At 56.1% G+C, this 25,548-nt stretch carries 27 protein-coding genes; 25 read left to right on the top strand and 2 right to left on the bottom strand.

What is annotated here, in order from left to right:
- Positions 1-84 precede the first annotated feature (84 nt).
- Together ACSVIK_RS02395 and umuC are read left to right on the top strand one after the other, a co-directional pair.
- Positions 85-873, top strand: coding sequence for a LexA family protein (locus ACSVIK_RS02395; protein WP_442442778.1), 789 nt, complete (start codon positions 85-87; stop codon positions 871-873).
- Positions 873-2,135 (top strand): translesion error-prone DNA polymerase V subunit UmuC, encoded by a 1,263-nt coding sequence (umuC, locus tag ACSVIK_RS02390; protein ID WP_442442777.1) that lies wholly within the window; start codon positions 873-875, stop codon positions 2,133-2,135. The genes ACSVIK_RS02395 and umuC overlap by 1 nt, the downstream gene beginning before the upstream one ends.
- Positions 2,136-2,202: 67 nt before the next feature.
- Here the strand turns inward: umuC and ACSVIK_RS02385 are convergent, their stop codons facing one another.
- Both ACSVIK_RS02385 and ACSVIK_RS02380 read right to left on the bottom strand, forming a co-directional pair.
- Positions 2,203-2,850, bottom strand: coding sequence for a hypothetical protein (locus ACSVIK_RS02385; protein WP_442442776.1), 648 nt, complete (start codon positions 2,848-2,850; stop codon positions 2,203-2,205).
- Positions 2,850-3,266, bottom strand: a complete 417-nt coding sequence (locus ACSVIK_RS02380; RefSeq protein WP_442442775.1) for a TraR/DksA family transcriptional regulator — start codon at positions 3,264-3,266, stop codon at positions 2,850-2,852. The genes ACSVIK_RS02385 and ACSVIK_RS02380 overlap by 1 nt, the downstream gene beginning before the upstream one ends.
- 144 nt (positions 3,267-3,410) lie before the next feature.
- Between ACSVIK_RS02380 and ACSVIK_RS02375 the strand changes: the two genes are divergently transcribed.
- The 23 genes from ACSVIK_RS02375 to ACSVIK_RS02265 all read left to right on the top strand — a co-directional run bounded on the left by ACSVIK_RS02375 (position 3,411) and on the right by ACSVIK_RS02265 (position 25,531).
- Positions 3,411-4,076, top strand: coding sequence for a hypothetical protein (locus ACSVIK_RS02375; RefSeq protein WP_442442774.1), 666 nt, complete (start codon positions 3,411-3,413; stop codon positions 4,074-4,076).
- 205 nt (positions 4,077-4,281) lie between these two features.
- Positions 4,282-4,554, top strand: a complete 273-nt coding sequence (locus ACSVIK_RS02370) for an HU family DNA-binding protein (RefSeq protein WP_442442773.1) — start codon at positions 4,282-4,284, stop codon at positions 4,552-4,554.
- Between the two features lie 216 nt (positions 4,555-4,770).
- On the top strand, positions 4,771-5,262 hold the full coding sequence (locus ACSVIK_RS02365) for a hypothetical protein (protein WP_442442772.1): 492 nt from the start codon (positions 4,771-4,773) through the stop codon (positions 5,260-5,262).
- Positions 5,259-7,469 (top strand): helix-hairpin-helix domain-containing protein, encoded by a 2,211-nt coding sequence (locus ACSVIK_RS02360; protein WP_442442771.1) that lies wholly within the window; start codon positions 5,259-5,261, stop codon positions 7,467-7,469. The genes ACSVIK_RS02365 and ACSVIK_RS02360 overlap by 4 nt, the downstream gene beginning before the upstream one ends.
- Positions 7,444-9,246: a type IV secretory system conjugative DNA transfer family protein gene (locus tag ACSVIK_RS02355; protein WP_442442770.1), complete on the top strand. Its 1,803-nt coding sequence runs from the start codon at positions 7,444-7,446 to the stop codon at positions 9,244-9,246. Before ACSVIK_RS02360 ends, ACSVIK_RS02355 begins: the two co-directional genes overlap by 26 nt.
- A 41-nt stretch (positions 9,247-9,287) precedes the next feature.
- The gene (locus ACSVIK_RS02350) at positions 9,288-9,626 is read left to right on the top strand and encodes a hypothetical protein (protein ID WP_442442769.1); all 339 of its coding nucleotides are present in this window, start codon (positions 9,288-9,290) and stop codon (positions 9,624-9,626) included.
- 85 nt (positions 9,627-9,711) lie between these two features.
- Entirely contained in the window at positions 9,712-10,062 is a 351-nt protein-coding gene (locus tag ACSVIK_RS02345; protein ID WP_442442768.1) for a hypothetical protein, read from the top strand.
- Between the two features lie 4 nt (positions 10,063-10,066).
- A complete protein-coding gene (locus tag ACSVIK_RS02340; protein ID WP_442442767.1) occupies positions 10,067-10,435 on the top strand; it encodes a hypothetical protein in 369 nt (122 codons plus the stop codon).
- Positions 10,436-10,445: 10 nt separating this feature from the next.
- Positions 10,446-10,835 (top strand): hypothetical protein, encoded by a 390-nt coding sequence (locus tag ACSVIK_RS02335; protein ID WP_442442766.1) that lies wholly within the window; start codon positions 10,446-10,448, stop codon positions 10,833-10,835.
- Position 10,836: 1 nt separating this feature from the next.
- On the top strand, positions 10,837-11,475 hold the full coding sequence (locus ACSVIK_RS02330; RefSeq protein WP_442442765.1) for a hypothetical protein: 639 nt from the start codon (positions 10,837-10,839) through the stop codon (positions 11,473-11,475).
- Positions 11,472-12,266, top strand: coding sequence for a hypothetical protein (locus ACSVIK_RS02325; protein ID WP_442442764.1), 795 nt, complete (start codon positions 11,472-11,474; stop codon positions 12,264-12,266). Before ACSVIK_RS02330 ends, ACSVIK_RS02325 begins: the two co-directional genes overlap by 4 nt.
- Positions 12,263-13,795 (top strand): conjugal transfer protein TraB, encoded by a 1,533-nt coding sequence (locus ACSVIK_RS02320; protein WP_442442763.1) that lies wholly within the window; start codon positions 12,263-12,265, stop codon positions 13,793-13,795. Before ACSVIK_RS02325 ends, ACSVIK_RS02320 begins: the two co-directional genes overlap by 4 nt.
- Positions 13,796-13,804: 9 nt before the next feature.
- On the top strand, positions 13,805-14,128 hold the full coding sequence (locus tag ACSVIK_RS02315) for a TraV family lipoprotein (protein ID WP_442442762.1): 324 nt from the start codon (positions 13,805-13,807) through the stop codon (positions 14,126-14,128).
- On the top strand, positions 14,116-14,586 hold the full coding sequence (locus ACSVIK_RS02310; RefSeq protein WP_442442761.1) for a hypothetical protein: 471 nt from the start codon (positions 14,116-14,118) through the stop codon (positions 14,584-14,586). The genes ACSVIK_RS02315 and ACSVIK_RS02310 overlap by 13 nt, the downstream gene beginning before the upstream one ends.
- Complete coding sequence (locus tag ACSVIK_RS02305; protein WP_442442760.1) at positions 14,586-17,474, top strand: TraG/VirB4 family ATPase; 2,889 nt, start codon at positions 14,586-14,588, stop codon at positions 17,472-17,474. Before ACSVIK_RS02310 ends, ACSVIK_RS02305 begins: the two co-directional genes overlap by 1 nt.
- Positions 17,458-17,835: a hypothetical protein gene (locus ACSVIK_RS02300; RefSeq protein ID WP_442442759.1), complete on the top strand. Its 378-nt coding sequence runs from the start codon at positions 17,458-17,460 to the stop codon at positions 17,833-17,835. Before ACSVIK_RS02305 ends, ACSVIK_RS02300 begins: the two co-directional genes overlap by 17 nt.
- Before the next feature lie 3 nt (positions 17,836-17,838).
- A complete protein-coding gene (locus ACSVIK_RS02295) occupies positions 17,839-19,119 on the top strand; it encodes a hypothetical protein (RefSeq protein ID WP_442442758.1) in 1,281 nt (426 codons plus the stop codon).
- Positions 19,100-19,759, top strand: a complete 660-nt coding sequence (locus ACSVIK_RS02290) for a hypothetical protein (protein ID WP_442442757.1) — start codon at positions 19,100-19,102, stop codon at positions 19,757-19,759. The genes ACSVIK_RS02295 and ACSVIK_RS02290 overlap by 20 nt, the downstream gene beginning before the upstream one ends.
- Complete coding sequence (locus ACSVIK_RS02285; RefSeq protein ID WP_442442756.1) at positions 19,756-20,442, top strand: hypothetical protein; 687 nt, start codon at positions 19,756-19,758, stop codon at positions 20,440-20,442. Before ACSVIK_RS02290 ends, ACSVIK_RS02285 begins: the two co-directional genes overlap by 4 nt.
- Positions 20,411-21,214 (top strand): sel1 repeat family protein, encoded by an 804-nt coding sequence (locus ACSVIK_RS02280; protein ID WP_442442755.1) that lies wholly within the window; start codon positions 20,411-20,413, stop codon positions 21,212-21,214. The genes ACSVIK_RS02285 and ACSVIK_RS02280 overlap by 32 nt, the downstream gene beginning before the upstream one ends.
- 8 nt (positions 21,215-21,222) lie before the next feature.
- Complete coding sequence (locus ACSVIK_RS02275) at positions 21,223-22,107, top strand: TlpA family protein disulfide reductase (RefSeq protein ID WP_442442754.1); 885 nt, start codon at positions 21,223-21,225, stop codon at positions 22,105-22,107.
- A 116-nt stretch (positions 22,108-22,223) separates the two neighbouring features.
- Positions 22,224-23,483 carry a hypothetical protein gene (locus ACSVIK_RS02270; RefSeq protein ID WP_442442753.1) on the top strand — a complete coding sequence of 420 codons (1,260 nt, stop codon included), beginning with the start codon at positions 22,224-22,226 and terminating at the stop codon, positions 23,481-23,483.
- Positions 23,483-25,531, top strand: coding sequence for a hypothetical protein (locus tag ACSVIK_RS02265; RefSeq protein WP_442442752.1), 2,049 nt, complete (start codon positions 23,483-23,485; stop codon positions 25,529-25,531). Before ACSVIK_RS02270 ends, ACSVIK_RS02265 begins: the two co-directional genes overlap by 1 nt.
- Positions 25,532-25,548: the final 17 nt, after the last annotated feature.

Here is a 25,548-nt window from a genome sequence, read left to right as displayed (position 1 = left end):
TTCGGTCACTCTGACAGGTCTGCCTGTTGCCTTTAGCTGGCGCCCTTGCTATCTGTATAAATATACAGTTACGAGCAATACCCCATGACCTCTTTTCTTGAGCTTGGGCGCATCGTGCCGTCTGGCATTTGCGTACCACTCTATAGCACCCACATCAGCGCTGGATTTCCGAGCCCGGCCGATGACTATGCCGAAGCATCGCTTTCGCTCGATGAGCTCGCCAACGTTCGGGCTCCTCATACCTACATCCTGCTGGTGACCGATGAGAGCATGTCGGGCAAAGGGATTTCCTGCGGCGACCTACTGATTGTTGACCGTGCGATGACAGCGCAAGCAGGCGACGTCGTAGTCACTGAATCAAGAGATTCAGCGATCCGAACCCTGGCCTTCGACAAAGCTGGTCGCCCCAAACTGCTGTCATCCAACCCTCATTACCCGCCGATCGTTTTCGGTGAAGCAGAGGAGTTGGTGGTCTATGGCGTGGTGACGTTCAGCCTCCACCGGCTTAGGACAACGGGCCTGGCCGCAGAGCCTGCTGACCTCCCTCGCTCGCTAGACGCTCTAGTGAACATCCGAGCCCCTAGCACCTACCTGGTTCGAGCCGCAGGCGACAGCATGGTGGGCGTTGGCATCTATCCAGGTGACATCTTAGTGATCTGCCGCGCCTGCGAGGCACAGCCAGGTGATGTTGTGATCGCCTGCGTACAAGGCGATTTCACAGTGAAGACTCTCACCGTGCAACACGACAAACGCCCTGTGCTGCAGCCCGCTAATCCGCGGTACCCAACTATTGAGTTCGCCGCCGGCGACGAGCTCAGGCTGTTCGGGGTGGCAACGTTCAGCCTCCACAAACACTGCGCGAGGGTGAAGTGATGTTCGCCCTGGTCGACGGAAAGAACTTCTATGTCAGTGTCGAGTGCCTGTTTCGGCCGTCGCTGATCGGTAAGCCCGTTGTAGTACTCAGCGGGAACGATGGCTGTGTTGTCAGCCGCAGTGATGAAGCCAAGCAGCTGGGAATCAAGATGGGGCAACCATACTTCCAGCTACGTGAGCACGTTCGCCGCCACGGACTGCTGATGTGCAGCTCCAACTTTACTCTCTATGCCGATATGTCGCAGCGAGTGGCGGAAATCCTCCGTGATACGGCCAGCCGCGCTGAGGCCTACTCGATTGATGAGTCATTTCTGTGCTGGGATGGCGTGGACTCAGACCTCGATGCCTACGGTCGCAGGGTAAGAGCCCGAGTACTCAAGGAGACAGGCCTGCAGGTTGGGGTTGGAATCGGCCCGACCAAGACACTGGCCAAGGCTGCCAGCTTCGCTTCGAAGAAGTGGCCGAAAACAGGAGGTGTTGTGGATCTGAGTGACCCAGCCAGGCAACGGCGACTGCTAAGCCTGCCGGAACTCACAGTGGATGAAATCTGGGGGATCGGCCCCAGCATCAGCGAGCGCCTCAAGAAAATGGGAATTTCACACGCCATTCAGCTGGCCGACTATGACCACAAGACGCTCAGACGAATGTTTAGCATCAATGTCGAACGCACTGCGCGTGAGTTACGCGGGGAGCGTTGCTTTGATCTGGAAGAAGGGCCCGAGCCGAAGCAGATGATCGCTTGCACACGATCGTTCGGAGAAAGGGTACATGACCTGCCCCCATTGGCCGAAGCGGTAGCTAGCTATGCCAGCAGAGCCGCGGAGAAACTAAGAGCCCAGCGCCACTTGTGCCAGGTTGTGCAGGTGTACATCCGCACCGGCGCATTCACCACTGGGGCCGACCACTACAGCCGCGGCGCAACGGTACCGCTTCCCTACCCCAGCTCGGACACCCGCGACATCGTTGCTGCTGCACAGGCCGGATTGCGGGCAATCTACATACCTGGTCCGGCCTACGCGAAAGCGGGCGTGATCCTGATGGAGTTCGTCGGTGCCGGCGAGCACACCTCCGATCTTTTCGCGCCAGCCGCAAGGCCAAACAGCGATCGGGTGATGGCCGTCGTCGACGCGATCAATCGCCGGGAGGGTCGCAATACGATCAGCACAGCTCGCGTAGTAGGAGAGAAACCCTGGTCCATGAAGCGCGATCGATTGAGCCAGCGGTTTACCACCTCTTGGTCAGAGTTGCTGACGGTCAGCTGAACCGAAACGGCTACCACACAAACAGAAAGACCCGCTTCGAGGCGGGTCTTTCAATGTCATAGCGGGTCTATGCAGCGACGGTTTGCAGCAGCTCAGAGAGTGCGCCACGTTGTTCCAGCAGGAACTGCTCCACTCTCCCCGTTCCACCCTCGGCCAGGTCCAACTTACTGTTCCAAACCACTTGGCGCTCGACGACAGCACGGGGACCAATCCTTGGGATGGCCATCCAGGCTTCGTGGCGCTCAGACTCGCCAACTGCAGCGCTGTATGCAGCCATTAAGCCTTCATCGAAATAGAACCAGTTGTCACTGATCGAGTAGATCGGATGGAGATAGGCGCCAGACGTGATCCCACCGAGCGGAGGCCTAGCCTTCAGGTAGGGGACATCCTGAATCGCCGCTTCGAGGATGATCTCTAGGGAGCTTTCAGGGCCAACCGCATACGCCTTGCACAGCTGAATCGCGTCGCCGACCCCGGCTTCCAGGCCAGACAGAAAGCGCGGGTGGTCGCAGAACCTGGGCCCATCCTTCAGAAGCCTGCCACCATGTCGAAAGAAGATCTCGGCCGTGGGCTCACGCACCCAGCAAATTTCTTGCTGAAAGCGAATCCAGTCCGAGGGGCCAACACCCGACAGGCTGCCCCATCGTGCAAGGTCAGCAGGGCTCACCTCGACAATCGGCCCGCTGTGATGAATAGGCTCACCGAGGCGCGCCATCAGTACGCACTTCCTGCCGCCAAGTGGCGATTTTGCCGCTCAATGATTGCCTGAGCATCGAAGCTGCGCATGGCGGTAGGGTTGTGAATGAGGCGCTCCAAGCCGATTTCGACTCCAGAGGTCTCGCACCAACCAAACGACCCGTCCTCGATCCGGGCCAGCGCAGCGGATGTCTGCTTCAACTCATCCTGCTCACGGGCAATAAGCCGAAGGTTCAGAGAGCGTTCCTCCTCGAGTGTGCTCATGTCAGCCTGGTCTGGCGCAACTACGAGGGTACTGATAGCCAATTGGCGATCCTTGATGCGGTCCAGAAGATCCTGCCGGCGCGTACTCAACACCGATCGGAAAGCCTCCAGCTGGCGGTCGTTCATGTAGTTTTCTTCCGGATCATCCAGAAGGATTTTCAGATCCTGCATCAGCGATCTCCTCGCTTGTATTGGATTGCTCGAGGATAACGGCCGAGCGAGCACCGGCAAGTTGAAACCATCAACGCAATTTCCACGACCTTGTCAGGCTGTAGGCACTCGTTATGTTGTCCCTCCTCAAGAGGAGAGCAACCCATGCAATACGAATCCCTGCCGAATGGAATGGATCTGTTCAACGCCACCTATGGCCACGCTGCAGTCCCGCTATTGGAGTGCCTGAAGCTTCAATACGAAGCAGCGACGAAGAAGGCCCCAGACACCTGGGCCGTTCGCCGCTATGAGAATGGGCTGGTGCTGCTGAGCGCCCAGGCCGACGATCAAGCCCAACAACGACAGCTGGATCGCCTAGACTGCGGTAGCATGTTCATGAAGGCCGCCGCCAATGTGTACTCAGGTCTGAGCGAGCACGAGGAAGAGTCCGAAACCCTCGAAGCACTGCAACTGGCGGTTGAGCGTGCTAGTGAAATCCCGACCCGAGGAGGCTCTGTGAACAAACAACACCACGAGGCATCCGGCCTGATTGAGGTTGGGCCGCTGGCATTCACGCACAACCGACTTCTACTGGTTTTGGCATCCCTGGCAGCGCTTGCAATGGCGATTGCCTCCTACCTGAGCCCGATTATCTCTCCGGCCTCCAAGGCTCTGGAGCCTCAGCTGCTCTGGGCATACCAGTTACTGTTGATCGGCGCCGGCGGAGCTGTCCTCTTTCATAGAGCCGGGTTTAAAGCATCCTCGCGCAACTGCCTGCTGGTTGCTGGAGGCGTGCTGGTCGGGGCAGCACTAAAAGCATTCCTGGCTTAAGCACCAGCTCAAGCCAGGCTGGAAATGCTCACTAGCTTTCGACTTTGCTACACGCAGTGCGTCGTTATACTTCGCCTGTGCTGAAACCCGCACCAGCGGCAGCGATTGGGTAGCGCAGCTACTCAAAGCAGACCTCGAAGGACAATACTCATTGCCCCTCGCAAATAGTTAAATTGCCCAAAAATCAATAAGTTGGAGTCTACCTGTGAACAAATCGGAGCTAATCGAATCCATCGCCGCAGCCGCTGACATCCCGAAGGCAACTGCCGGTCGCGCGCTCGACGCAGTGATCGAATCGGTAACCAATGCGCTGGCAGCCGGCGATACGGTTACGTTAGTGGGGTTCGGCACTTTCGCTAGCAAAGAGCGCGCTGCTCGCACCGGCCGCAACCCGCAGACCGGCAAAGCGATCAATATCGCCGCCGCCAAAATTCCTGGCTTCAAGGCCGGCAAAGCGTTGAAAGATGCGGTGAACTAATCTGCAGAATGTCCGCATGCTGTGGATAGGTCTCTAGAAGCCCCGCCAGCCGGGGCTTTTTTTTGCCCTCAGAAATGATCAAGTTCTGAAACGCGTTTCATTTTTCACCCAGCAGGCCCCCGCAATTGCGGGGCTTTTTTTTGCCCGTCGTGTTTAGCTTCTGCCGATTTGGGGCAGTCGCCCTCCACTATTAGCTTCAGAGTCATGAGGTTTGACATGGACTACATCTACACCGACGAAGCCAAATCGTTGCTGAGCGAAGACTACCCAGCGGCATACCCCAAGTATGCACGCGGCACCTTGCGTAAGTTTCTGCACGACGGATCGAGCAACGTCTTCGCATGCCGGCCAAATGAGCGCAGCGCGGCAGCAACTCTCTACAGCAGCGGCGTCGACGCAGGCATCAAGAAACTCCAGGCGATGCTGGTGCCCTACGAGAACCTATCGTTGGACGGGCTCTTTGAAGGTTGGAGTCCGGTCTTGGCCCACCCTGAGGGGATGATCTACTGGGACACTCTTCGTCGCGCAGTCACCCTTGTTGTCCTCTACGACATCCTGGTCGCCCTCACCTACCGCTATCCAGATCTGCAAGAAACGCCTCCGGCGGAGATCCGTCGCACAGGTATGGTCGTGGCCATGCGCCCTTTATTTCGCGTACTGAAAGCCACACGAATCCTCAACTCCGGCAGAGCATTTGACCGAGCATGACAGCTGAGCGCATTCCCGCGGCCGCAGACGGGTTGGAGCGTGAACACGCTACCCTCGTCAGCATCGATTACCAGGACCGAAACGGGCCATGGTCAATCTGCGCTTTCCGCCGCGAGGATGGCAGCGTCTTCAAGGCCACTGGCAACTTCGGGAAGGTGATCCTCTATGAGGACTTCATCCTTTACGGAAAGTGGTCTCCCGACGTAGTTGGCGGTGACTTCGACACCTCTTCATTCAACTCAATGCCGCCCCGGGCACTCGGTAACCTGGCGCGCTACCTAACGAGCCTGTCTCACGTGTCGGTGGCCAGCACCAACCTGGTGGTTCAGCACTTCGGCGACAACCTGATCGACATCCTCGATGGGTCCCCTCAGCGCCTTGTGGAGGCTGGGATACGTGAGGAAGAGGCCGCGACACTTGGCAAAGTGTGGGAGACAGAGCGAGCGCAGCAGCTGGCGCTGGCGCAGATCGACCTTGAGGGTATCCCTCCTCAGAAACTCGCCACACTCCAGCGCCGCCTTGGCTATATGACGGACCTGAACCTGGTACTTCGCGAAGATCCATACCTGCTGTACGTGCACTTCGACGACATGACCTTCCAGACGGCTCAGAACTTGGCCCGCCGCTTCCGGGTAGCCAATGACACCCTCTCGGCCGTTAAGGGAGCAGTCATCGCCATCCTGCGGCGCGAGGCCTGGCTCGGACACAGCTACATCACGGGTAAACCGCTCATGGAGGCTGTCGAGAAGCTGCTGCACCTCAACCGGCAGACGCTTTCTCCACTAATCCGAGAAGCGGTCACGCAGTTGTCCGTGAACAAGGTCACTCACATCCATGAGGGATGCCTTCAGCTTCACCATGTCTACGAGATCGAGAAATCACTCATTGAGAAGGCGATCCGGTGGACGAAGCTCAATGCTGACGATTTGGATGATCTAGTGCCGTCATCGGCCATGGCTACAAAGCTCCTCAAGCCCCTCGACCTACCTGCCGCAGCCAGCAAGACACTTGCGGCAGGCCTCTGTTCGCTCATGGCCGAGCGCCTTGGCCTGGTGCAGTGTGAAACGCTTGCCGACCAGCTAACGATCGCCCAGGGTATCGATCAGTTCCTTAACGGCTTCGGTACCGACGTTCTCTATGCGGCCCCCAGCCTGGAAATGGTTGCGGAGCTGCACTCAACCCTCGGTGAAGATGCCCCCATCGTGGCGTACTCAGAACTGGTCGGGCTTGATCCTCTGACAGGAGTACCGCTTCAGCACCAGCGCAGCCCAATCGAGGCCGACGTTGTCGTTTTTGTCGCATCTGACGCCCTCGGCGTCGAAGAGATGCATTTCTTGCTCGAGGCTATGCCCGATAGCGGACGACTGTTCCTGCTTGGGGTTCCCAAAGACCTTCCCTCACAGACCATTGGCCAGCCGTTCGATGAGATGGCGAAGGTTCCGGAGATACGCGCCTTCATGGCCAGCTTCTGGTTGCCGGCCCGCTCTGAACCGAGACTGTTCGCAAACAAGATCTGGTCAGGTGCCATACGACCAGACGACAACTTTGACCCGGCGAAGCCCATCAGTTGGATCAACGCATCACGTGAGGACTTGCCTGAAGCGGTGTGCCTACTGATGCGCCAGCTGGGCCAGGCCTGCGACGTCGACCCGCTCCTCGACATCAAACCGGTGGTGCCCAAGCAACAAGCCGATGTCCCTGGTGGCGATGTCACGAGTTGGCTGAGCGCAGCGATTGCCAAGGAGTTCGTGGGTAGTACTTCCCCGGTCGATTTCCACAGTAAGCAGCTCTTCAAGGGTCTGCCGGTAGTGATCCGCCAGCCGCTTTCACTCGCGATTCCAGGGTTCTCACTGCTCACCCCTACCGAGCTCACGAGTGAGCGCATGATTGCGCACCCGATCGGCCAGCCCGCCGTGGAACTGGGCCTGAAGGACAACGTCACGCTTTTCCACGGCGGTGTCTTGATCCCCAAATTTATCCGCGGCCGGGTCTTCGAGGTGGTGATCCTGGTGGTGCTCAGGGAGCACTTGCCAAGCATCAACGCCGAGCTTCTGGCAACGCTGCTGAACAGCACTCGACGCACCGTTGTTCTGGTTGGAGAGATCGACCAGATCGGCGACACATTCCCTATCCGCGAGCCTTCACGGGCTCGCTCGATGATCCCGTTCTGGACTGCCCCGCATGGCGACTCAATCAGCTCGAATTAAGGCCCGGGAGGCGAAACTTGCCGACCTACAGCGCCGCCGCAACATTGCGCTCAGCCTGCCCTTCATAGGGGCGGCCATTCCTTTCGTCCCGGTACCGGTTGCGCTCGCCGTTGCAGCTGCCTGTGCTTACTGGTCGTTGCTGCTTGACCGCGAAGAAGGTGAAAGCGAGAAGCCGCTCGTTTGGGATCGCAACTACACGCAAGCCGAACTGGATGACTGCGACTTCCAGCGGAGCACCTTCCTAGGCAAAACACTGCCGTGGACGCAGTGGCGTGAAAAGCTGACTGAGGTAACCAACAAGAAGGGCATCGTTTCTGCCGACGATGCCCGGCAAAGCCTGCTTGAGGCTTATCCAGGGATGATCCCCTTCCTGCTCTCGGACGACCAGATGACGCGCCATGTAGCGCTTCTGGCGGCGACCGGGACCGGCAAAACGGAGCTAATACTGGCGATCATCCAGCAGCAAATTAAGAAAAATGCTGGCTTAATTCTGGTCGAGGCCAAATCCGACTCGGACTTCGCAGGCGCCATCTACAGCATGATGAAAGCCGCAGGCAGGCTAGATCAGTTCAAGCTGATCAACTTCGAGTTCCCGCGGCAATCGCACACCTACAACCCCGTCTTCTCCGGCGGTGTTCGTGCAACCCTCTCCACTGCCATGAAGATGCAGGCCAACTCGAAGGAAGAGTTCTGGACTGACGTAAACCGCTACTCGCTAACAGCAGCGATCCTGTGCATGAAGCTGCAGCCAGGCTCCCCCGCGTTCCACCTCAAAGACCTGATCGCGATGCTGTCTAGCTTCACCCTGCTGCGGACGTATGTGGAGAACATCCGCGAGACAGACTCCCAGGATCACGCCGACGGGAAGGAGTTCCTCTACTCCTACCTGCGCTACTGGTACAACGAAGAGAAGGAAACGTGGGACACCACGAAGTACAAGAACTTCCTGCAGGGTGCGATCTCCAAGCTCTCTGCGTTTGCCCACTCCGAATACGGCCAGATCGTTAACACCTACAACCCCGACGTCGACCTCAAGGAGTCGATCCTCAACGGCGATGTAGTGGTTCTCTCGATGTCCTCCCTCGCCGACACGGATGGTGTGTCCCTCTTCGGCAAGCTCTTTATCTCTGACCTGGCCCGCGCTGTTGGTGAGATCCAGCTTGAGAAGAAAAAGCCCCTGATGATCTGCCCTGCCATCTTTGACGAATACCCGTCATTCATGGACGCCGGCCAGGTCATCCTGTTCCAGCTCGCACGTAGCGCAAACGTGCCGATCATCATCGCCTTCCAGGGGATTGGCTTCCTGCAGCGAATTGATCCGGCATTCGTGGAAATGGTGCTGGGTAACTGTTGGACGCACCTCTACTGCGACATCAGGGATGCTGCGACGAGAGAGTTTGCCTGCAAGCTGGCAGGTACATGTATCACCAACTACGCCCAGGAAACGGAAGGCGTCAGCCTCGGAAGCAGCCACAGCACCGAGCAGTCAGGAGTCATCGCCAATGAGAGTTCAGGCACGAGCAGCTCGAAAGGCTCGAAAGCTACAAGGGAGGATCTGCTCCAGCCTGAGGACTTCCAGACCCTCGACCAGGGCGACGGCATCCTGATTGCCAAGTCCGGTACCTATCGAATCCGGATGCCGCTTGTTCGCAACACCTTCCCCAACGTCCACTTCAGCCAAATGCAGCTGGTGAGGCGCCATAGACGAGCACGGGAAGGAATAAACGCCTGGAAGCGCTTCTCAGACGAGAACCGTGCCCTGATCAACCGCGCTTAAAACTTTCTGCATGCAGAAATTTTCCCTAGAGGACTGAACTCGTGACCTGGCTCGAAAGCATTAACCAATGGGATTACACCCTTGACCCAATCCTCAACTGGTTTGAGAACACCGTAGGCTTCCACCTCGCCGTGTGGGGATGGCCTGCATATCTGGTTATCGGGTTTCTGATCATTGCCGCCGGGCTCCGCTTCCCCGCGACTCGTGGAATGACGTCGCTACTCGTGAACAGCATCGTCCGCATGGTGCAGAACATCATCCAGCTGGTCGTTTCGTTGTTGCTGGTTCAGTTCACGGGCTTTGTCGCCAAGCTGCTCCTCGCGCAGTTCCACCGTGCCAGACGTTGGCTGGCTCAGGTTCTGGATAGAGCCAAGGGCTAACCCAAGATTTCTGCATCCCCCCCGCTGTAAACCGTCCGAAAAGGGGCAGTGCCTTTCCACTATTCAGGGAAAGGAGCACTCCCCAATGAAAAACCAATTCTTGGCACTCTGCTTGTCGATGGCTGCCGCAGTAGCGGCGGCACCGGCGTGCGCGGACGATCCCTACGTCATTGATCAGCGCGACCCGCGCTACCAGATCGCGCTCGAGCATCTCTCCAGTGCAGCTCAAGCCCTGAGTCTCGCTCAGGCCGAGCTGAAGAAGGCAGAGGCCAATCACCCCCTTCCTGGACTGGACCTCGTTCGGATGCTGAGCCAGATCCGGCCCGTGGAAGAAACCATCAACGTGATTCTTGCGCCGGAGCGGAAACGCCAGCGGTACCAGGAGCTCACGCCTGATGGCCAGTTCTTCTTCACCCCAACCCGAATCGGAGAATGAGACGATGACCGTCCAAGGATTCAGTACCAACATTCGACGGGAGGACGTACAGCGGTTCATGGTCGGCATTCTCTTGCTGGCCGTAATCGCGGTCCTCCTCGCCTACCCCGACATCGCCAATGCCGCCTGGGACGGCAAGTTCGGCCCCAGCGACGACCTCAAGAAAAACACCAACGACAGCCTTGAAGGCTGGTTCCAGGCCTTCGCGGGTTGGGGCCTGTGGATCTCGATCGGTGCCCTGGCACTGTCGATCATCTTCTTCGGCGGCAAGCTGTGGTGGATTCCGGTCTGCTTCTGCATCGTCTGCCTCTTCGGCGGTCCTTTCGTGAACACGATTGGCCAATGGGCTGGGTTTAGCGTGGCCACCAAGTAGAGCGCCGACGATGCACTTCAGAATCACAAGCGAAGACGAGCGAGATACTTTCGCGTACGCCACGTCCCCCCTGAACTTCGGCGGCCTCGACAAAGAGGACCTGTTCTTCTGGATGGTGCCGATGGCAATCACCCACAACGTAACTGGTGACAGCTTGCTGTCTTTCGGCGTGGGTTGTTTTTGCTTGTGGTTCTACAAACGCCTCACTTGGGGTTTGCCACAAGGGCACCTTCTTCTGCGACTCAATTTGCTCGCCGGCAGCTGGGAACACAGTGAGCTCGCAAACCAAGTCCCTCCACTCAAGTCGCTTTTCCGTTGGCTGAACAGGAAGGTTTCAAACGCCTGGATTGATATCGGCCTTCTTCCCGCCCCCACTTACTGCAACCGTTACGAGCCATAACATGAGCGAGCAATACGGACCACCATTGCAATTTTTCAACATTATGGGCAAGGGCGAGTTGCGCGCGGGCAAATTAATGGTCGCCTGCATTGCACTTGGCGTAATTCTTGGCACCGTCATCGTTGCTCTCGTTAACCAGAACAGCAAACTTCACAGCGCCAATCTTCAACTACAGCAAGAGCGGATCATGTACGGATTCCCTAATGCTGAAGGCGTCTTTGTGAGTGAGCGACAAATTCCGCAACGCCATATCGCGGGATTTGTCACTGAGTTCCTCAACAACTTCTACAACTTCGCTCCAGAGTCGGCCGTAACCAACGGCAATGAGGCTCTTCGCATGATGTCTCCACGCATGCGCGCTGAGCAGGAAGACCTTCTCAAGGCCAGTGCCAAACAGTCCGTTGATCAGCAGATCACTCAGGTTCTGGTTCGCACTTCGCCATACGAGTTCGAAGTTGATAACAAAGCTGGAGGCTACGTCGTTTCATTCAAAGCAGCGCGGTATCGCGCCACTCTGAACACCGTGTTCGACCGCAAACGCTACGACATCAAGTTGCTCATCAAAGCAATCAAACCTTCGAAACACTTCGAATGGGCTGTCGTTGCAGACAACATGGATTCACAGGAGATCTTGCAGTGAAATTGAAATACCTGGCTGCAATGGTTGCTGCAGTCTGTGCGTCATCCGTTTTTGCTAATGAGGAATGCAACCGTTCCCCACGCACTGTCGTCTATCAAAATTCGCCTGTTGACGTGTATATCTCGAATGACACGCAGCGCGCGGAAGTCATCTTCCCTGAAGAATATCTCGAAGGTATCTACCAGGAAGTTCCTGAAGGCATGGAGTTCTTCCCCACGCCCATTCGGAACAAGCTGGCCTTTCGCAGCACCGACCCTCAATACGTGGGGTTGGTCACCGTCGATGGACCTTCAAAGCAGTCGTACCTTGTCAATCTGATCACACGCCCTGGCTGTGCAGACAGCCAAGTCACTATTACGTCCCAAGGCCCCGTGGATCGCTCCAGCCTTGCCCGCGACAGCAAAGGTCGCGTGAAAGGCCTGATGAACTATCTCTTCAGCGGCGAAACGCCCAATGGCTATCGCCGCAACGACTTCAAGAATCTGAGCCGCGATCAGCGTGTAGTTTTCCGCCAGGGCTCCGTTGAATTTCTCCTGCAGTCCCAGGTCACCGGCCCCACCTACGTTGGTACCACCTACGAGGTGGTCAACCACGGTCGTACGTCCTTCAAGCTCGCTATCGATCAGATCGACTACTCGAACAACGCTGTTCGCAAGTCACTCGGCATCGCCCGCCAGGCGGCCATGCTGCCTACCTCTCGAGTCCTCGGCCCGTCGCCTGAATTCGTCTCTGAGATCTACGGAGACTCTCACCGCGGCCTCCTGTTCATCGTCTCGGAGAAGGCCAAATGACTACGGAAGCAGAAAGCAAGGTACAGAAAGGGCCCGGCGCCAAGCTGGTCATCATCTTCGCCGTCGTTGGCCTGGCACTTTTGCTGTTCAGCAAATTGTCCGGCAACAGCAGTGAGACCCAAAGCAACGTCGAAAAAGCACCAGCCCCGATTGACGCCGGTACCGGCAAGATCAATGACATCGGTGGACAGGACAAAGACGCAGCCCTCGTTCAGTTCTCCAAGAAACTGGAGGCTATGACTGCTCGCATGGACCGGGAGAGTAAGTCCCGGGAAGAGGAGCGAAAGAACGAAGAGCGCGAACGTCGCAAGCTGCAGCAGGAAAACGAGGCCAGCAGCCGTGCACTGGCTGAGGCCTTAGCAAAGCTGCAAACCGACCTGGTAGATAAAACCTACCGCGGCGTTCTAGATGCCGACACCGTGGCGCCGCAACTGCCAGCAACACCGAGCCTGATCCCGCCCACCGATGGTCTGAACTTTGATGGGGATTTCAACCTAGGGCCAGCTACGCCGCCAACCAGCGGCCAGGGTCTCGCTGCAAGCCCGTACGGTCCGAACTACACCGTTCTTCGTCCTCAAATGCAGCAGGCAAGCTTCCAGGGCAAGAGCGGTGGCGGTGCTGGAAGTCAGGCTGAAAGTGACCTCTTCAATGAGATGTCGGCCCCTGATGTAAATGCATTCGACCGCGCTGCGACCCGAACCAGCAATAACACCCAGGCCACCCTGGATCAGATGAATGGCAGGGGGCAATCGGTTCCGCAGCAAGAGCCTGGCGTAAAACCGGCCGTACAACCTGCTGATGCCCAAGCTAGCGCTGAAGAGTACGTGATCGAGGCCTTCTCCTTCGTCGAGGTCACTACGCTCCATGGCCAGGCATGCCCGATTGGCGCCAACTCGCCAAGCTCGAGCAATGAAGATCAGGCCCAAGCGAAGCCAATTGTGCTCCCCGCACGTGGTATCTGGCATGGGCCCAATGGTGTAGAGCGTGATCTTGGCACCATTCACCTTATGGGCCTTTGCTCCGGCCGCCGCACCTCCTCCTCGAACACTGGCCGGGCACTGATCCGTGTTGAGCAGATGAGCTACTGGGATGCAGCTGGTGGTGCGCAGATGGTGCCGGCCGTGGGCTACATCGTGGATACCCGGGACAACGAGGCTGATGTCTACGGCAAGCTCGACAAGGCTTCAGGAAGAACTCTTGCACTTCAGTCCGCCGCCGCCGCTGCAGCTGCCTACGCGTCCACCTTGAGCGCCGCCGAGTTCACAAACTCCAGCTCCGTTCAAAACGGCACCTCGACTGTCACCAGCCAACTTACCGGCAGTGAAGCACAGGCCGCCCTAGCAACGGGGATCGGTGCTGCATTCAAGGACATCTCCGACCGCTTCAAGGCCGAAGCCAACGCAATCATGGACACGATCCTGGTCGAGCCGGGCATCAAGCTTCAGTTCATCACCGAACAACCCATCCGCGTGAAGAAGGCCATGGAGCCTCTGGATATCGACGCGAAGATGTACGACATCCTGATCTGAGGACCCTTAATGAACAAGCTGATCATCACCACTGTGTTGCTGGGTTTGCTCAGCGGTTGCGCATCCAATGACGAGCCGTTTCGCAACAAGCCGAACATGAATCAGATCTACGAAGCCGTTAACCCTGGTGGCGCCCAGGACACTGTCCGTCTGCTGCGTGAGGGGCTACGCGCCCGTCCAGAGCTGGGTTCGAGCGAGCCCTACTATCCGATCCGCAATCCGGATGTTGTTGCCCCCGTGTGGGTAATCCCCTACGCCGACCCCAAGTCCGGGGTTAAACACGGCGGCCGCTGGGACTACATCATCGTGGAGGAAGCAGATTGGGCAAATTGATACTGTCCCTCGCGTTCCTACTGGCAGGCCCTGTCTATGCAGAGGGCATCTCTCAGTATCACAAGGACGCCATCAGGGAGCACTACGAGAAGCAAATCCTCGGTACCGGCAAGGACATCACTCTGCGCCAGCCCGACGTGGATCTGTACCGCCGCATCTTCGCCAAGCCCAACGTGCTTGATGAGCGCCCTCTCCCACCGCCGGCGGAAATTCCATGGCCACAGATCTTCAAGGGTCAGGAACTGACCTTAGGCGAGATCGTGACGCTCGCATCTGCTGCAAGCGGCTATGACGCAGTTTTTGACCCAGCAGTAGACCAGAGCCAACTGATCAAGCTGAACAGCGAAGCCAACTCCTTACGTGACATTGCTGAGTACCTCTCCCGAGTCAGCAATGCCCGCATCACCGTCTATCCGGAGTCGCGCAACATCATCGCGACTAAGAAGGTATCTCTCTGATGGGTAAGCCCGAAGATCTCCACCTCTACGACTCCGAGCTCGCCGGCCTGGCCCGTCGAAACTACCAGGGTGGCATGCCAATCCAGCTGCTCGCTGATGCGTTTGTCTACGAACCAGCAGGTCGCTACTTCCACACCAAAGACGGACGTTTCGCCAAGGTATGGACCGTTTCAGCCGCTGACATTTCGCTTTTTGAGGCGAACGACCTCTTTGGAGTCGGCAACAACTTCAAGGACGTGCTCAACAAGTTTCCTGCAGGCAGCACTGGGCAATTTATTCGCCACACCCACCGGGATATTCGGCCGCTGCTGCATGAGTACGAGTCCATCATTCATCCAGAAGCTGGCGAATTCGCTACCGAGATTGCTCGCTCGATCATCAGTCGCCAAGAGCGCGCCGCGGTAAGTCCTCGAGGTTTCTTCGGCGGTACAAGCCAGAGCATGCTGGATCGGATGCGGGCCGAAGAGTTGGCAGCAATGGGCGGTGACGCAACCTCTGACGAGGATGATGGGTATGCACCTGCGCGCATCTCCGTTGAGCGGGAAATCCGTGAGGGACGCTTCCCTTTCGTGACCGACTGCTACCTGGTGTTTCAGTGGTCGCCTTCTTACCTCTTCGGCCGGTTCATCGATTCGGCCGCTAAGTCGGCTCTAGCTGCAGTTGGCCTGGTTGATCCAAACAAGCTGGCTCACGAAGCAGCTTCACATCACGCCAAGCAGTTCGGTTCGATCTGTCACGACATCGAACAGACCCTGTCGGCTCACAGCTTCAACCCGAGCGTTGTCACCGGCCAGGGCTACATCGACCTGCACTATCAGCTGCTGAACCCTGTGCGTTGCTTTGAGATTCCACCGCCGCGCTATCGCGCTGACATTCCAATCGTCGAAGCCCTGCAGAACCCATCATCGGTACCGAACCGTGCAAGCTTGATGGATGCGGCCAGCTTCGCATGGGTGGAGTCTGAGCCCGAAGGGATGACGATCCATGACCACGGTGTGCCCTACTACATCCGGCCTGTGTCGGTACTGGGCAAGCCCGGCCGCAGCTTTCCTGGAATGCTCCAACAGCGCCTGACCGGCATCGAGTGCGAAAGCTTGATCACTCTGAACTGGTCGATTCCCGGCCCGGCAGTGGTGGGTACTCGACTCGCGATGCGTGGCCGGATGATTGCCAGTAAGGAGTCGATGCGTATTGGTGACGCGGAAACTCGTGCTCAGCAACGACGCGACCTGGACAGCGTAAAGTCGAAGATCACGTCGGAGAACATCTCGACCAAAGAGCAGTTCTTTGATCTGTCGCTGCACGTCAATCTGATGGGCTTCAACAAAGAGACCATCGACGACCAGGCCCACCAGCTTGAAACGCTCCTCTGGAACATCGGGCACAAAGAGGTTCTGCGTGGCGATGCCGTTGTGCGCAACAGCCTTCCCATGAACTTCCGCTCTACGAGCATGCGCTTGCTTAAGCGCAGCTTCCCGCATCTGACCGAGAGCGTCTCGCACATGGCGCCCTTGTACGTGGAGTACCAGGGTGTTCGCGATGCCGCGATCATGATGAACAACCGCTCCGGCCAACCGATCTTCCTCGACCTCTGGGGAGACGCGGTCAACACCGCACACTCTCTGATTTGTGGAGGCACCGGTACCGGGAAGTCATTCACCTTCAACAATCTCCTGATTGCGTTGCGGGTGAAGTACAAGCCCAAGGTTTGGATCATCGACAAGGGTGACTCGTACGAAAGCCTCTGCCTGGTGCTCGCAGGGAACTACGTACGTCTCGCGACCGAGCCGTTCGAAGAGCCGACCTCGAAACGGATCATTCACCCCATCTGCGTAAACCCATTTGCGCTGCAGCGAAACAGCAAGGGGGCATTCGAGCCGCTATCGCTTGACGACAAGCTGTTCATCGCTCGCATGCTGATCATGATGATGGAGGCTGGTGACGGCACTAACAGCGGCACATCGACACTGCCGAAGGTGACCGTCTCACTGCTCTATGAAGCACTGACCACTTTCTACAACGATTGGCTAGAAACCCGGCCGAACGATGAGCCGAGATTCAGCGATTTCATCCCGGTTCTCCAAGCCACAGACATGACCGAATTGAAAGGTCAGGTCTTGGTCGACCACCTGCGCCTGTACTACGGGCACGGTCCTTTCGCAGCACTCTTCGATGGCTATCTGCAGGTTGACTGGGATAACGATTTCACTGTGCTGGAAACACAGCGCATGGCGAAGTCCCCTGCACTGGGCGTCGTCACTCTGGCGCTGTTCCGCCAGATTGACCTGTATTGCAAGTTCAAGCTTTCGCGCGACAGGAAGAAAATCATCGCTGTCGACGAGGCCTGGTCAACGCTGTCCGACCCTAACGCAGCAAGCGCCCTCTCAAGCTTCTACCGCGAACTCCGCCGCTATGGGGCCGGCTGCCTGCTAATCAGCCAGACCGTTAAGGACTTTGCCAATCTCATCAGTGCTGAGTCCAGCAGTGGTGGTGACGCTGAAGACGGCATTCTGGAAAACACATCTCACTACTTCTTCCTGGCCTGCAGCGAATCTGACTACGAGATTGCTGGAAAGGTACTGAGCTTCAAGCCAGTTGAGATTGACCTCTGGCGTTCGCTCGCATCGCTGCCCCCGATGTACTCCGAAGTGTTCTATCGGATGCGTACGAAGCAGGGTCAGTACTACAGCGGTGTATTCCGCCTCTTCGCGACGCCCATGACCTTGTGGATCGCCAGCTCGCACCCCGACGACTACCGCATGCGCGAACTCAAAACCACAGAGATCGTTGAGCGCGATCGGATCGAGGAATCAGCGGCAAGGCAGCAAGCCGTCGTTGAGCTATCCAAAACCCACCCTTTCGGAGCCCGCTATGGCCAAGTCGTTTAACGCTTTCGTCATGGCCGCCCTTTTGGCGGCCACTGCCGGTTGCTCATCGAAGTACGAGCCCCGGGAAACAATTCTGGACGAGCAGAACGCTCGCCCGACAAAGGAAATCTACGCGCCCAAAACAGAGCTCGAGCGCATCGCCTACCAGGAAGGCGTTCAGCAGGTACTCGTAGACATGAAGGGCAAGATGCGCGCCCGCGATCGATTTACCTGGGATGCACCGCATATGGAATGTGGCGTGCGTATACCCGCCAGGGTCGTCAACGGAATGCTCCAGCCGTCCCACGAAGAGTGCGTACAGATCGCCCCCGGCCGTTGGACCGAAGAAGCCCCAACCTTCCTTCCGGAACTAGGACAGTAAGAGATGAGCAACGAAGATCAAACCAACCCGAGTGAAGTGAAAAAAACCGGCCCTCTGCGCGATTTCATGCAGAAGCTGGAGCAGGGCGCGCGTGGCCTGTCTGGGGTTAAAGCATCTCGCACTCCTGACAGTGACCCACCTCTCAGCGAAGCTCAGAACCAGGAAGAGGCAGACCCCTCCACGCATCATAGCGATCGCCAGAGCGCTCACACCGACGACGAGCCGTTACTCGTTGAAGCACAGGAGGAACCAACCACTGCCAAGAGCCAGAACAAGCCAGCGCTCACCCGCAAGCACGGTCTCATCCTCTTGGGCGTAGTGGTTGTCATCGCGCTCATTTTCAAACCTAGCCCCAAAGGTCCTGAACAAGCACCGCCAGTACAGGAATCCCCTGTCGCCGAGCAACCTGAGTCGGGCCTGCCTATTCCTGCAGATGAAGACTTCGCAATGCCGTCTGGAGATCCTGGTGCCAGCTTTGGTAACGGTGGAGTGAACATCAACCCCATTGGTGCTTCGTTGGAAGATCTGGGCCTGGCTGGCCCGTTGAATGTCCCGAAATCCGAGAACGCTCAACTACCAGCTCCACCTGCAGAGGAAAGCCCCTTCGGCTTTCCAGTTGAGCCAGCAGGCGCACAGTCTCTGACCGAGTCGGCTACTCCAAATACCATCGGCGCAACAGGTTCGCCGTTTGGAGATCTTCCGGTGGAACCAGGTATGCCCGCACCTCAGACGTCTCCAAGCAAGGCGCCGCCGGAAGCGCAGCTTGGCCAAACAGACGGAACTGCAGCGCCGGGAAAAGGTGACACCATTTTGGCTGGCGAGCCCAAACAGAATCCGGATAGTGGTCAGCAGCCGATTCTGCAAGCTGAGACATCTGTGGAGATGTCGGAGTTGAAAGCAAAGCTGGCGCTACAAGAGCGGAAGATTGAAGACCTGACGAAGGCTCTCGATGCAAAGAGCAAAGCCCCGAGCCAGCCATCTAAATCACCCGCACAAGCCCCAGCAAAGCCTCGCTCCTATGCCACTACCCAAGCGAAACCAAAGGTAGGGCCCAGGCCGAAGATCTGTGTGAAAGCCGTTGCACCTCCAGCTAGGAACTGCAGTACCTGTGTAGCTCATGCCTTCGTTGTGGATACAAACCGCGAAGACACGATGGTTGGGCAAGGGGACTACATCGCTGGATACCGTGTAGCCATCACCGGAGATCGTATCGACCTGCAGAACACGGCTGGTGAAGTCGTTCATAAGTTCTGGAGCCAACCGAATGGGTGCCCGTCGATTTAACATCCATGAAACCGTAAGCACTGCCGATGAGGCAGTGCTTGCGCGCCTCGCCGCCGAAGTTTCCAGGAACTACTTCAGAACAGAATGCCCCATTGACGTGCTGTGGGGCATTCCAAGCGCGAGCGAAGCATCTGAGCCCAAGCCCAATCTGGGTTCGCTAAACCCTACGCAACTCCAGGATCTGGAGAGCGCGATACGGGCTTTTCACTCTGGTGACTACAGCTCGGCCAGAGACATGCTGAAGCCCTTCGTCGATATTCGCCACGTTGAAGCTTCGAAGCTCTACGTGAAAACACTGCAGAAACTTCGTGCACCGGACTGGGATCAGGTTGCCAAACAGATAAATCGAGTCAGCACCGATACCCTGTACGTGGCCGCCGGCAGCACCGAAATGCGTGACGGCAAGGCAGTCATCCTGATCCATCAGAACCTCAGTTCCTCACTGGGTCAAAGTGCGCCTAAGTCGGTTCTCCGCTACGTAATCCACCACGAGTTCCTGCACATCCACCTCGGCACCTGCGCGGAAGACCCCCATCCCCAACTGTTCAGACGGTTCGATAAGTGCTTCCCAGGCCGCGCCAAGGCCATCGCATGGCTTCAAGCGCACAACTACTCAACAATCGAAGACGCCATGCAATGAAGCGACTAGGAATAGCGCTATTGCTGGCGCTGTCTGCACATGCAGAAGCATCGAATTTCGATCCGATGATCGATGCCGCGGCTGCACGGCATGGCGTAGATAAGATCGTGCTACGCGCAATCGCACAGCATGAGTCCAGGAAGTATCCATGGATCTTCAACGCAGACGGCGAGCCTTTCCGCTTCAACGATAAGAACTCAACGGTTCAGGCGCTTTGGGGGCTCACCCAGGCACCCTGGATGGTTAAACACCGCCCCCTCACAGGGAAAGGGGCTCGACGCTTCTTCCGCTCGCAGCCGGCCGCGCAAGCCTATGCGAGCAAGATGGCTCGATCGTTCGGACTGTCCCTGCGTACAGATGACTCGAAAGAGATCCTGCGTGGGGAGATTCGTGTGCGGAAGCTGAGGATGAACAACACAGATCTCGGGATCGCACAAATCAACTACCGATCGCACGACACCGGACTAGCCTCGGTTCAACGGTGGTTGGACCCGGCCTTCAACCTCAACTACGCAGCCTCATATCTCGCCAAGCTCAAACGGAAACACGGTTCTGACCTGGCTGCTGTTGGTTTCTACCACGACCGAAGACCAGCGATTCAGAAAGTTTACATGAGCCATTTCATGCCCAAGTACGAGCAGGAGAAGCGCAATGCGCGCATATCACTGGCTGCTAGTCGCTAGCCTATCGCTGGCAATGCCCATGGCTCACTCAGCCAATGGGCAAACCACCCAGGACCAGCGTGTTGGCGAAGGCCTGATGTTGATGTTGAAGGGTGACAAAACCAGTGCCTGGAAGGTCCTTTTCCCAGAGGCAAAGGCTGGCAACGTCATCGCGATGTACCACCTCGGCATGATGATGGCCAAGTCACCTGAATACCCTGATCACCTCGAAAGGGCCAAGAAGTTCTTCGCTGCAGCATCAGAGCGTGGACACCGTGGTAGCCAGGCAATGCTCGCCCAGGTCGAAAAGATGTTGGATCAGGCTGGTAAGCCGCCATCGATAGCAGGCTCGAGTGGAACACCACTGCCGCAAGAACTGGCAGCGGCAAAACAAGCCTATGCAGAGGCAAAGGCCAAAATCGGCCGCTTCGTTGGCGACCTACCAACAGCTACACCTCAGGTCACTATTAAGGCGTTTATCAACGAAAACGCCCCGTCGATGAAAAGTGTGGTGGCAGCTGCACAACAGGTTCAAGCCAGATTTGGCGACAAGGTGGACTTCCAGTTCTTTGTTGTTATTGACCAGTCGGGGTGGGACCCAAGGAAGGTTTTCACGCCAGAACTCGGCAGCATGCCAATTACCGGGTTTCGCCCTGATATGAATGGGCAAGAAGCCGCTAAGTACGGCGTTAGAAATATGCCGGCAATCGTATTCATTCCTGAGAACGGTAAGCCAAAGTTGCTTGCTAGTGCTCAGGATGTCATCTCTCAAATTTCATCAGTCCTAAGGTAGCGATACGGATGAACAATACGCTGAAGGTAGCACTGGCTTTCGTTACTGGGGGACTGGTGTTCAACGCACCGACTGTATTCTCAACGGTAACTGACCCAAACGATCTACTTGCATCTGCGGTAGCGAGCGCACTGGTAAAAGTCGATCGCTATAAAGAAGATCAGGAAAATGCCGAGCTGGATAAGCTGCCGAACATTCTGGACTGCCAGAATATGAAGTGGCTGCAGAACTGCACAACCATGAACCGCAACGCAAAGAAAAACCCTAATGCACCCATGCGGTTTACCAATAAAGAAGGTATTGAGTTCAACTTTGTTCCTGGTACGCCAAGTGCCGTAATTCGCCTGCAACTTGAGCAAAGTCCCGAGGCCGCAAAAGCCCTGCTCTCCTACTACGACAAAACCTGGGGTGAATACCACAAGTCTGCAGAACTTTACAAAATGGCTAAATGGCAGGCTGGTGAACTTCAGAACATGAAGGGCCTGGACTATGCACAAAGCCAAAACACCGCTATCAAGAACATCAACACTGACGCTTTGAGTGTGTCCGTATTCGTGGAGTCGACCTGTTCAGTTTGTGAGCGTCAGCTGGAGATCCTTTCTCAGGTTCAACGTCGTTATCCAAAACTCAAAATCAAGGTATTCCAACTTGACCAGGATAAAGCGGCGTTTCGGCGAAATATCACTGAGCGGGGCCTGACTGGTCGTGTCGTGAAACCGGAAGAACGCCAGTATTTGGCTCAAAACCAAGGAATCGTCGCCTGGCCGGTTACTTGGGTAGACAACATGTCCGCTTCACGCCGGCAGAAGCTTACTGGCTACAAAACCTTGCTTCAGCTAGAAGACCGCCTCCAAGCAATGACTTACATCCAATCGGCCAAGGCAGGGCAATAACGATGACATTCGCAAAAACTGGTTTTCTTCGTTGGCCACTGGTTATCGCATCGCTGGTGTGTGCCCTCCCCGTCTTAGCCGATACCTCGTCGGAAGATACGCCCTGGACTCGCCGTATGGCGGACGCAACCGACCTGTTCGGCGTAAAGATCGACGGCAAGGCAGTAACCTCCACTGGTGCCGGCTTCAACCCAAAAGGATTCGATACCTTCGCTCCGTTCCAGGACAACCAACAGAACATGGTGCAAGCGTACGGTGCCACAGAAGTCGGGGTGGGCTGTAACGGCTTGAACTTGGGAACAGTGCTGGATGGTCAGATCTCCCAGTACGGGGCAATGGTTGAGCAGTTCATCAGCGATGCCCCGGCCCTTGCGATCATGTACCTGGCCTACAGCCAACCCACCGTCAAGTCCGTCATCGATGAACTCAACATGGTTGGGCAGTTTGGCCTCGATCTCTCGAACATGACCTGTAGCGGTGTGCGCCAACTCGCAGACAAGTCCTACGAGGAAAAGAAACAGGTATTGGCCGAAGCAGACTGCACGACAGAAGCTGGCTACAAGAGTACCGAGTGTATGGCCGGCGAAGGCTTAACCGGGTCCTTGATCAAGGGCGCACAAGAGATGAAGGATAAGGCAACATCTCGCGCTGGCGCTCTTATGGGTACCGTTTCGAATGCCACCGGTGGGCTCGTTGGGGTCAAAGGATCTGCGAGCGGATCTGGCGGTACCGGGAACGAGAACGGATCTACTGGTAACTCGAATGCCCTAACTCCAACAAAACACTGCTCGGGTGTATCAACTGAAGGAACTACCGCTCTTCTGCTCGCTGCGTCTGAAATGAGCTGTGACGACATCAAGGACTATGGCGGCCTCCTTCCTTCGTATAGCACTGAGGAAGGCGCAACAACCGTGACTCCGCGGACTGAGACCATCGAGGTTGTGGCTAAGAAGCTGACTCAGGAATACGTTGACCTCTATAAAGGTGTATATGTATCCAGTGCGTCAAACTATCAAGATAGCGACGCCTACAAACAACTGGTTAACCGTGCGGACATTGTTATCACCGACACTGAATTCAAGTTCATGAGAACACTGGCCTCTACCAACCCCGCAGTGTTCGAAAACACACAGCGCAATCTCGCATCCTTGGCCACTCTGAAAGAACTTGAAACTTTGGTAGCGAAGCTTGAGCTTGGAGTGCTGACAGGTCTTTCAAATCAAGCGGAATCTGAACTTATCAGCAGTGATGTTGTGAAACGTTACCACTTGTCCGCTGAAGCTCTCCGCAAAGAACTGGAAATCATGAAAGCCAGAATCAATGCGGACCGTGAGCGCAACGACCTGTTGCAGGCGACTTACCGGAGCATTCGTTGATGGCGACTACTGACTCGACAGTTGATGTAACAACTGACATTGCTTCGTACGATTTCCTAAAGCTGGTTAATCAGCATTTTGGTGAACTGGCGGGCCATTACATCAACATGTTTCAGGCTTACCATGCCGCGTTCGCGGTTACAGCTCTGAACATTGTATTGCTTGGCGGCGCAGCCTGGGTTTTAGTCCTAATGACCAAGGCACCCGTTGATAAAATGCGTACGGCTGCCGGTGCACTTGGTGTCTTAACTCTAAGCGGAATACTTCTATCCGATGACGTATTCACGATACCTGGCGCATATGATGATGTTCAGCTTGCGAATGGCGCTGGCTGGTCCGTTCAGATAGTTGGCAACATATATCAACTATTCAAAGAAGGACTAGACTCGGTCAAAGACGAAGAGGCTTTCCAAATCGCCTTTGATAACGCGTACCATATTACCGACGAAGAGACTCTGAAGCGCTTTGTAGATAGCCCTATGGCCGATATGTACAAAGACTATATCAATCTCTGCCAACCGGCCTATGAGTCTATAGCTGGCAAGAACCCAGAAGCTCGGGCCGCAGGACGATATATAGGCTTTTATGGGTCCGCAGGTATCGGTCAGGCCGAAGTCCAATGGGACAATGCCAATAGCCTCCTCGAAAAGGCCACTGGCAAAGATCCAAACATGAACAAGCTTGTGAATTCTACTGCCTGGTTTAACCGCGATGGCGGTGACAAGATTCGAGAAGGCGTTGAATCAGGCGTAGCGCTCTTACAAGCAATACCTGAAGAGCAAAACCCCTTCGATGGAGCCACAGTTCCATTCACAGGCTACAAAATCCCTACAAAGGAATACTGGGAGCAAGAGTTATTTCAAAAGGACATCGGTACAAGCGAAGTTTATTATGATTCGTCAGACGTTGAGGGCATGAATTATCGTAACTCTGCGTACACTGATGAATCCGAATCAAATGCATATATGGACCCGGCTGCTGCATATCCGAAGAATTGCTATGAACTATACCGGATGCTGGATCAAGGGCAGAGGGCTTGGCAAGCTGCTATAAGTGACAATACCAGAATTGGTCAGGCTACAGCCCTTGGCCGAGATGGTAGGGACGCGACTATGATGATGTACACGGATATCGAGAATCAAATTCGTGCACAGGATCGAACCGCTGACACCCCACTTCATACCTTGGCAGGGTATGGTGCAGTAAATTTGCTTGATCATGATGGAGGAATGAGACTCGGCGACATGCTGAAAGATGCAAGTTATACGACTTTTGCAGACATAGGATCAACTTTCAGAGAATGGATGCTTAAGTACGCCATACCCATGTCGATTAATGGGTGCGCAATGCTGGTTGGGCTACTCGTTGTTATGTTCCCGCTCGTTTGCGTCATGGCTGTATTCATCAGCCCCAAGATACTTGTTTCGTTTATAAAGCTAATGGCTTTCGCGTTTCTTGTTCCTTTTACAAATGACGCCTGTTTGTCGATGGCAGCAACGCTGCTCTCTGTAAATGGCGAATTAATTGAAGGGTACAATGCGGGCAACTTCGCCAGAAACAACACACTACTTATCTCAGCTGGTACAGCTCAGTATGTTGTCTTCATTGCAATCTGTGCGATTGAAGTCATTTTTGCAAAAATGCTCATCTGGGATGATGTTAAAGGTATGAGCAACTTTAACCCTGGTGGTGGCGCTCTGGGGCTTGCTGCGACAGGTGCTGCTGTCGTAGGAACTGTTCTTAAACTCGCTTCGTTTGGCCGCGGCGCGTTTGCCGCCCGGGCAAGTGCAGGCGCTGGCGCGCCTACCGGAAACGGAGGACCTACTGGTGCTGCTACTAAGATGGCACAACAACAGATGCTATCCGGTGGTGGGCGAACAACGAACGGCGGTCGCTCTCAGAATGGGGCACAATCAGCACCAATCATAAGCCGCATGAGTAACGGAAAGGACTCGGGCGAGGCACCAATCAAGACACCTAGCCCAGGATTCTTAAAGAACCCCGCTCCGACGGGGATGACGAAAAGCCCCCTCTCCCGGCCAGAGTAACCTTTCGTCCACATGCT

Origin of the sequence: Pseudomonas sp. NCHU5216 (assembly GCF_052156495.1) — a bacterium.
Lineage (GTDB): Bacteria > Pseudomonadota > Gammaproteobacteria > Pseudomonadales > Pseudomonadaceae > Aquipseudomonas.
Note: the sequence above shows the minus strand (reverse complement) of the source record. Positions and strands in the feature narration are given on the sequence as shown.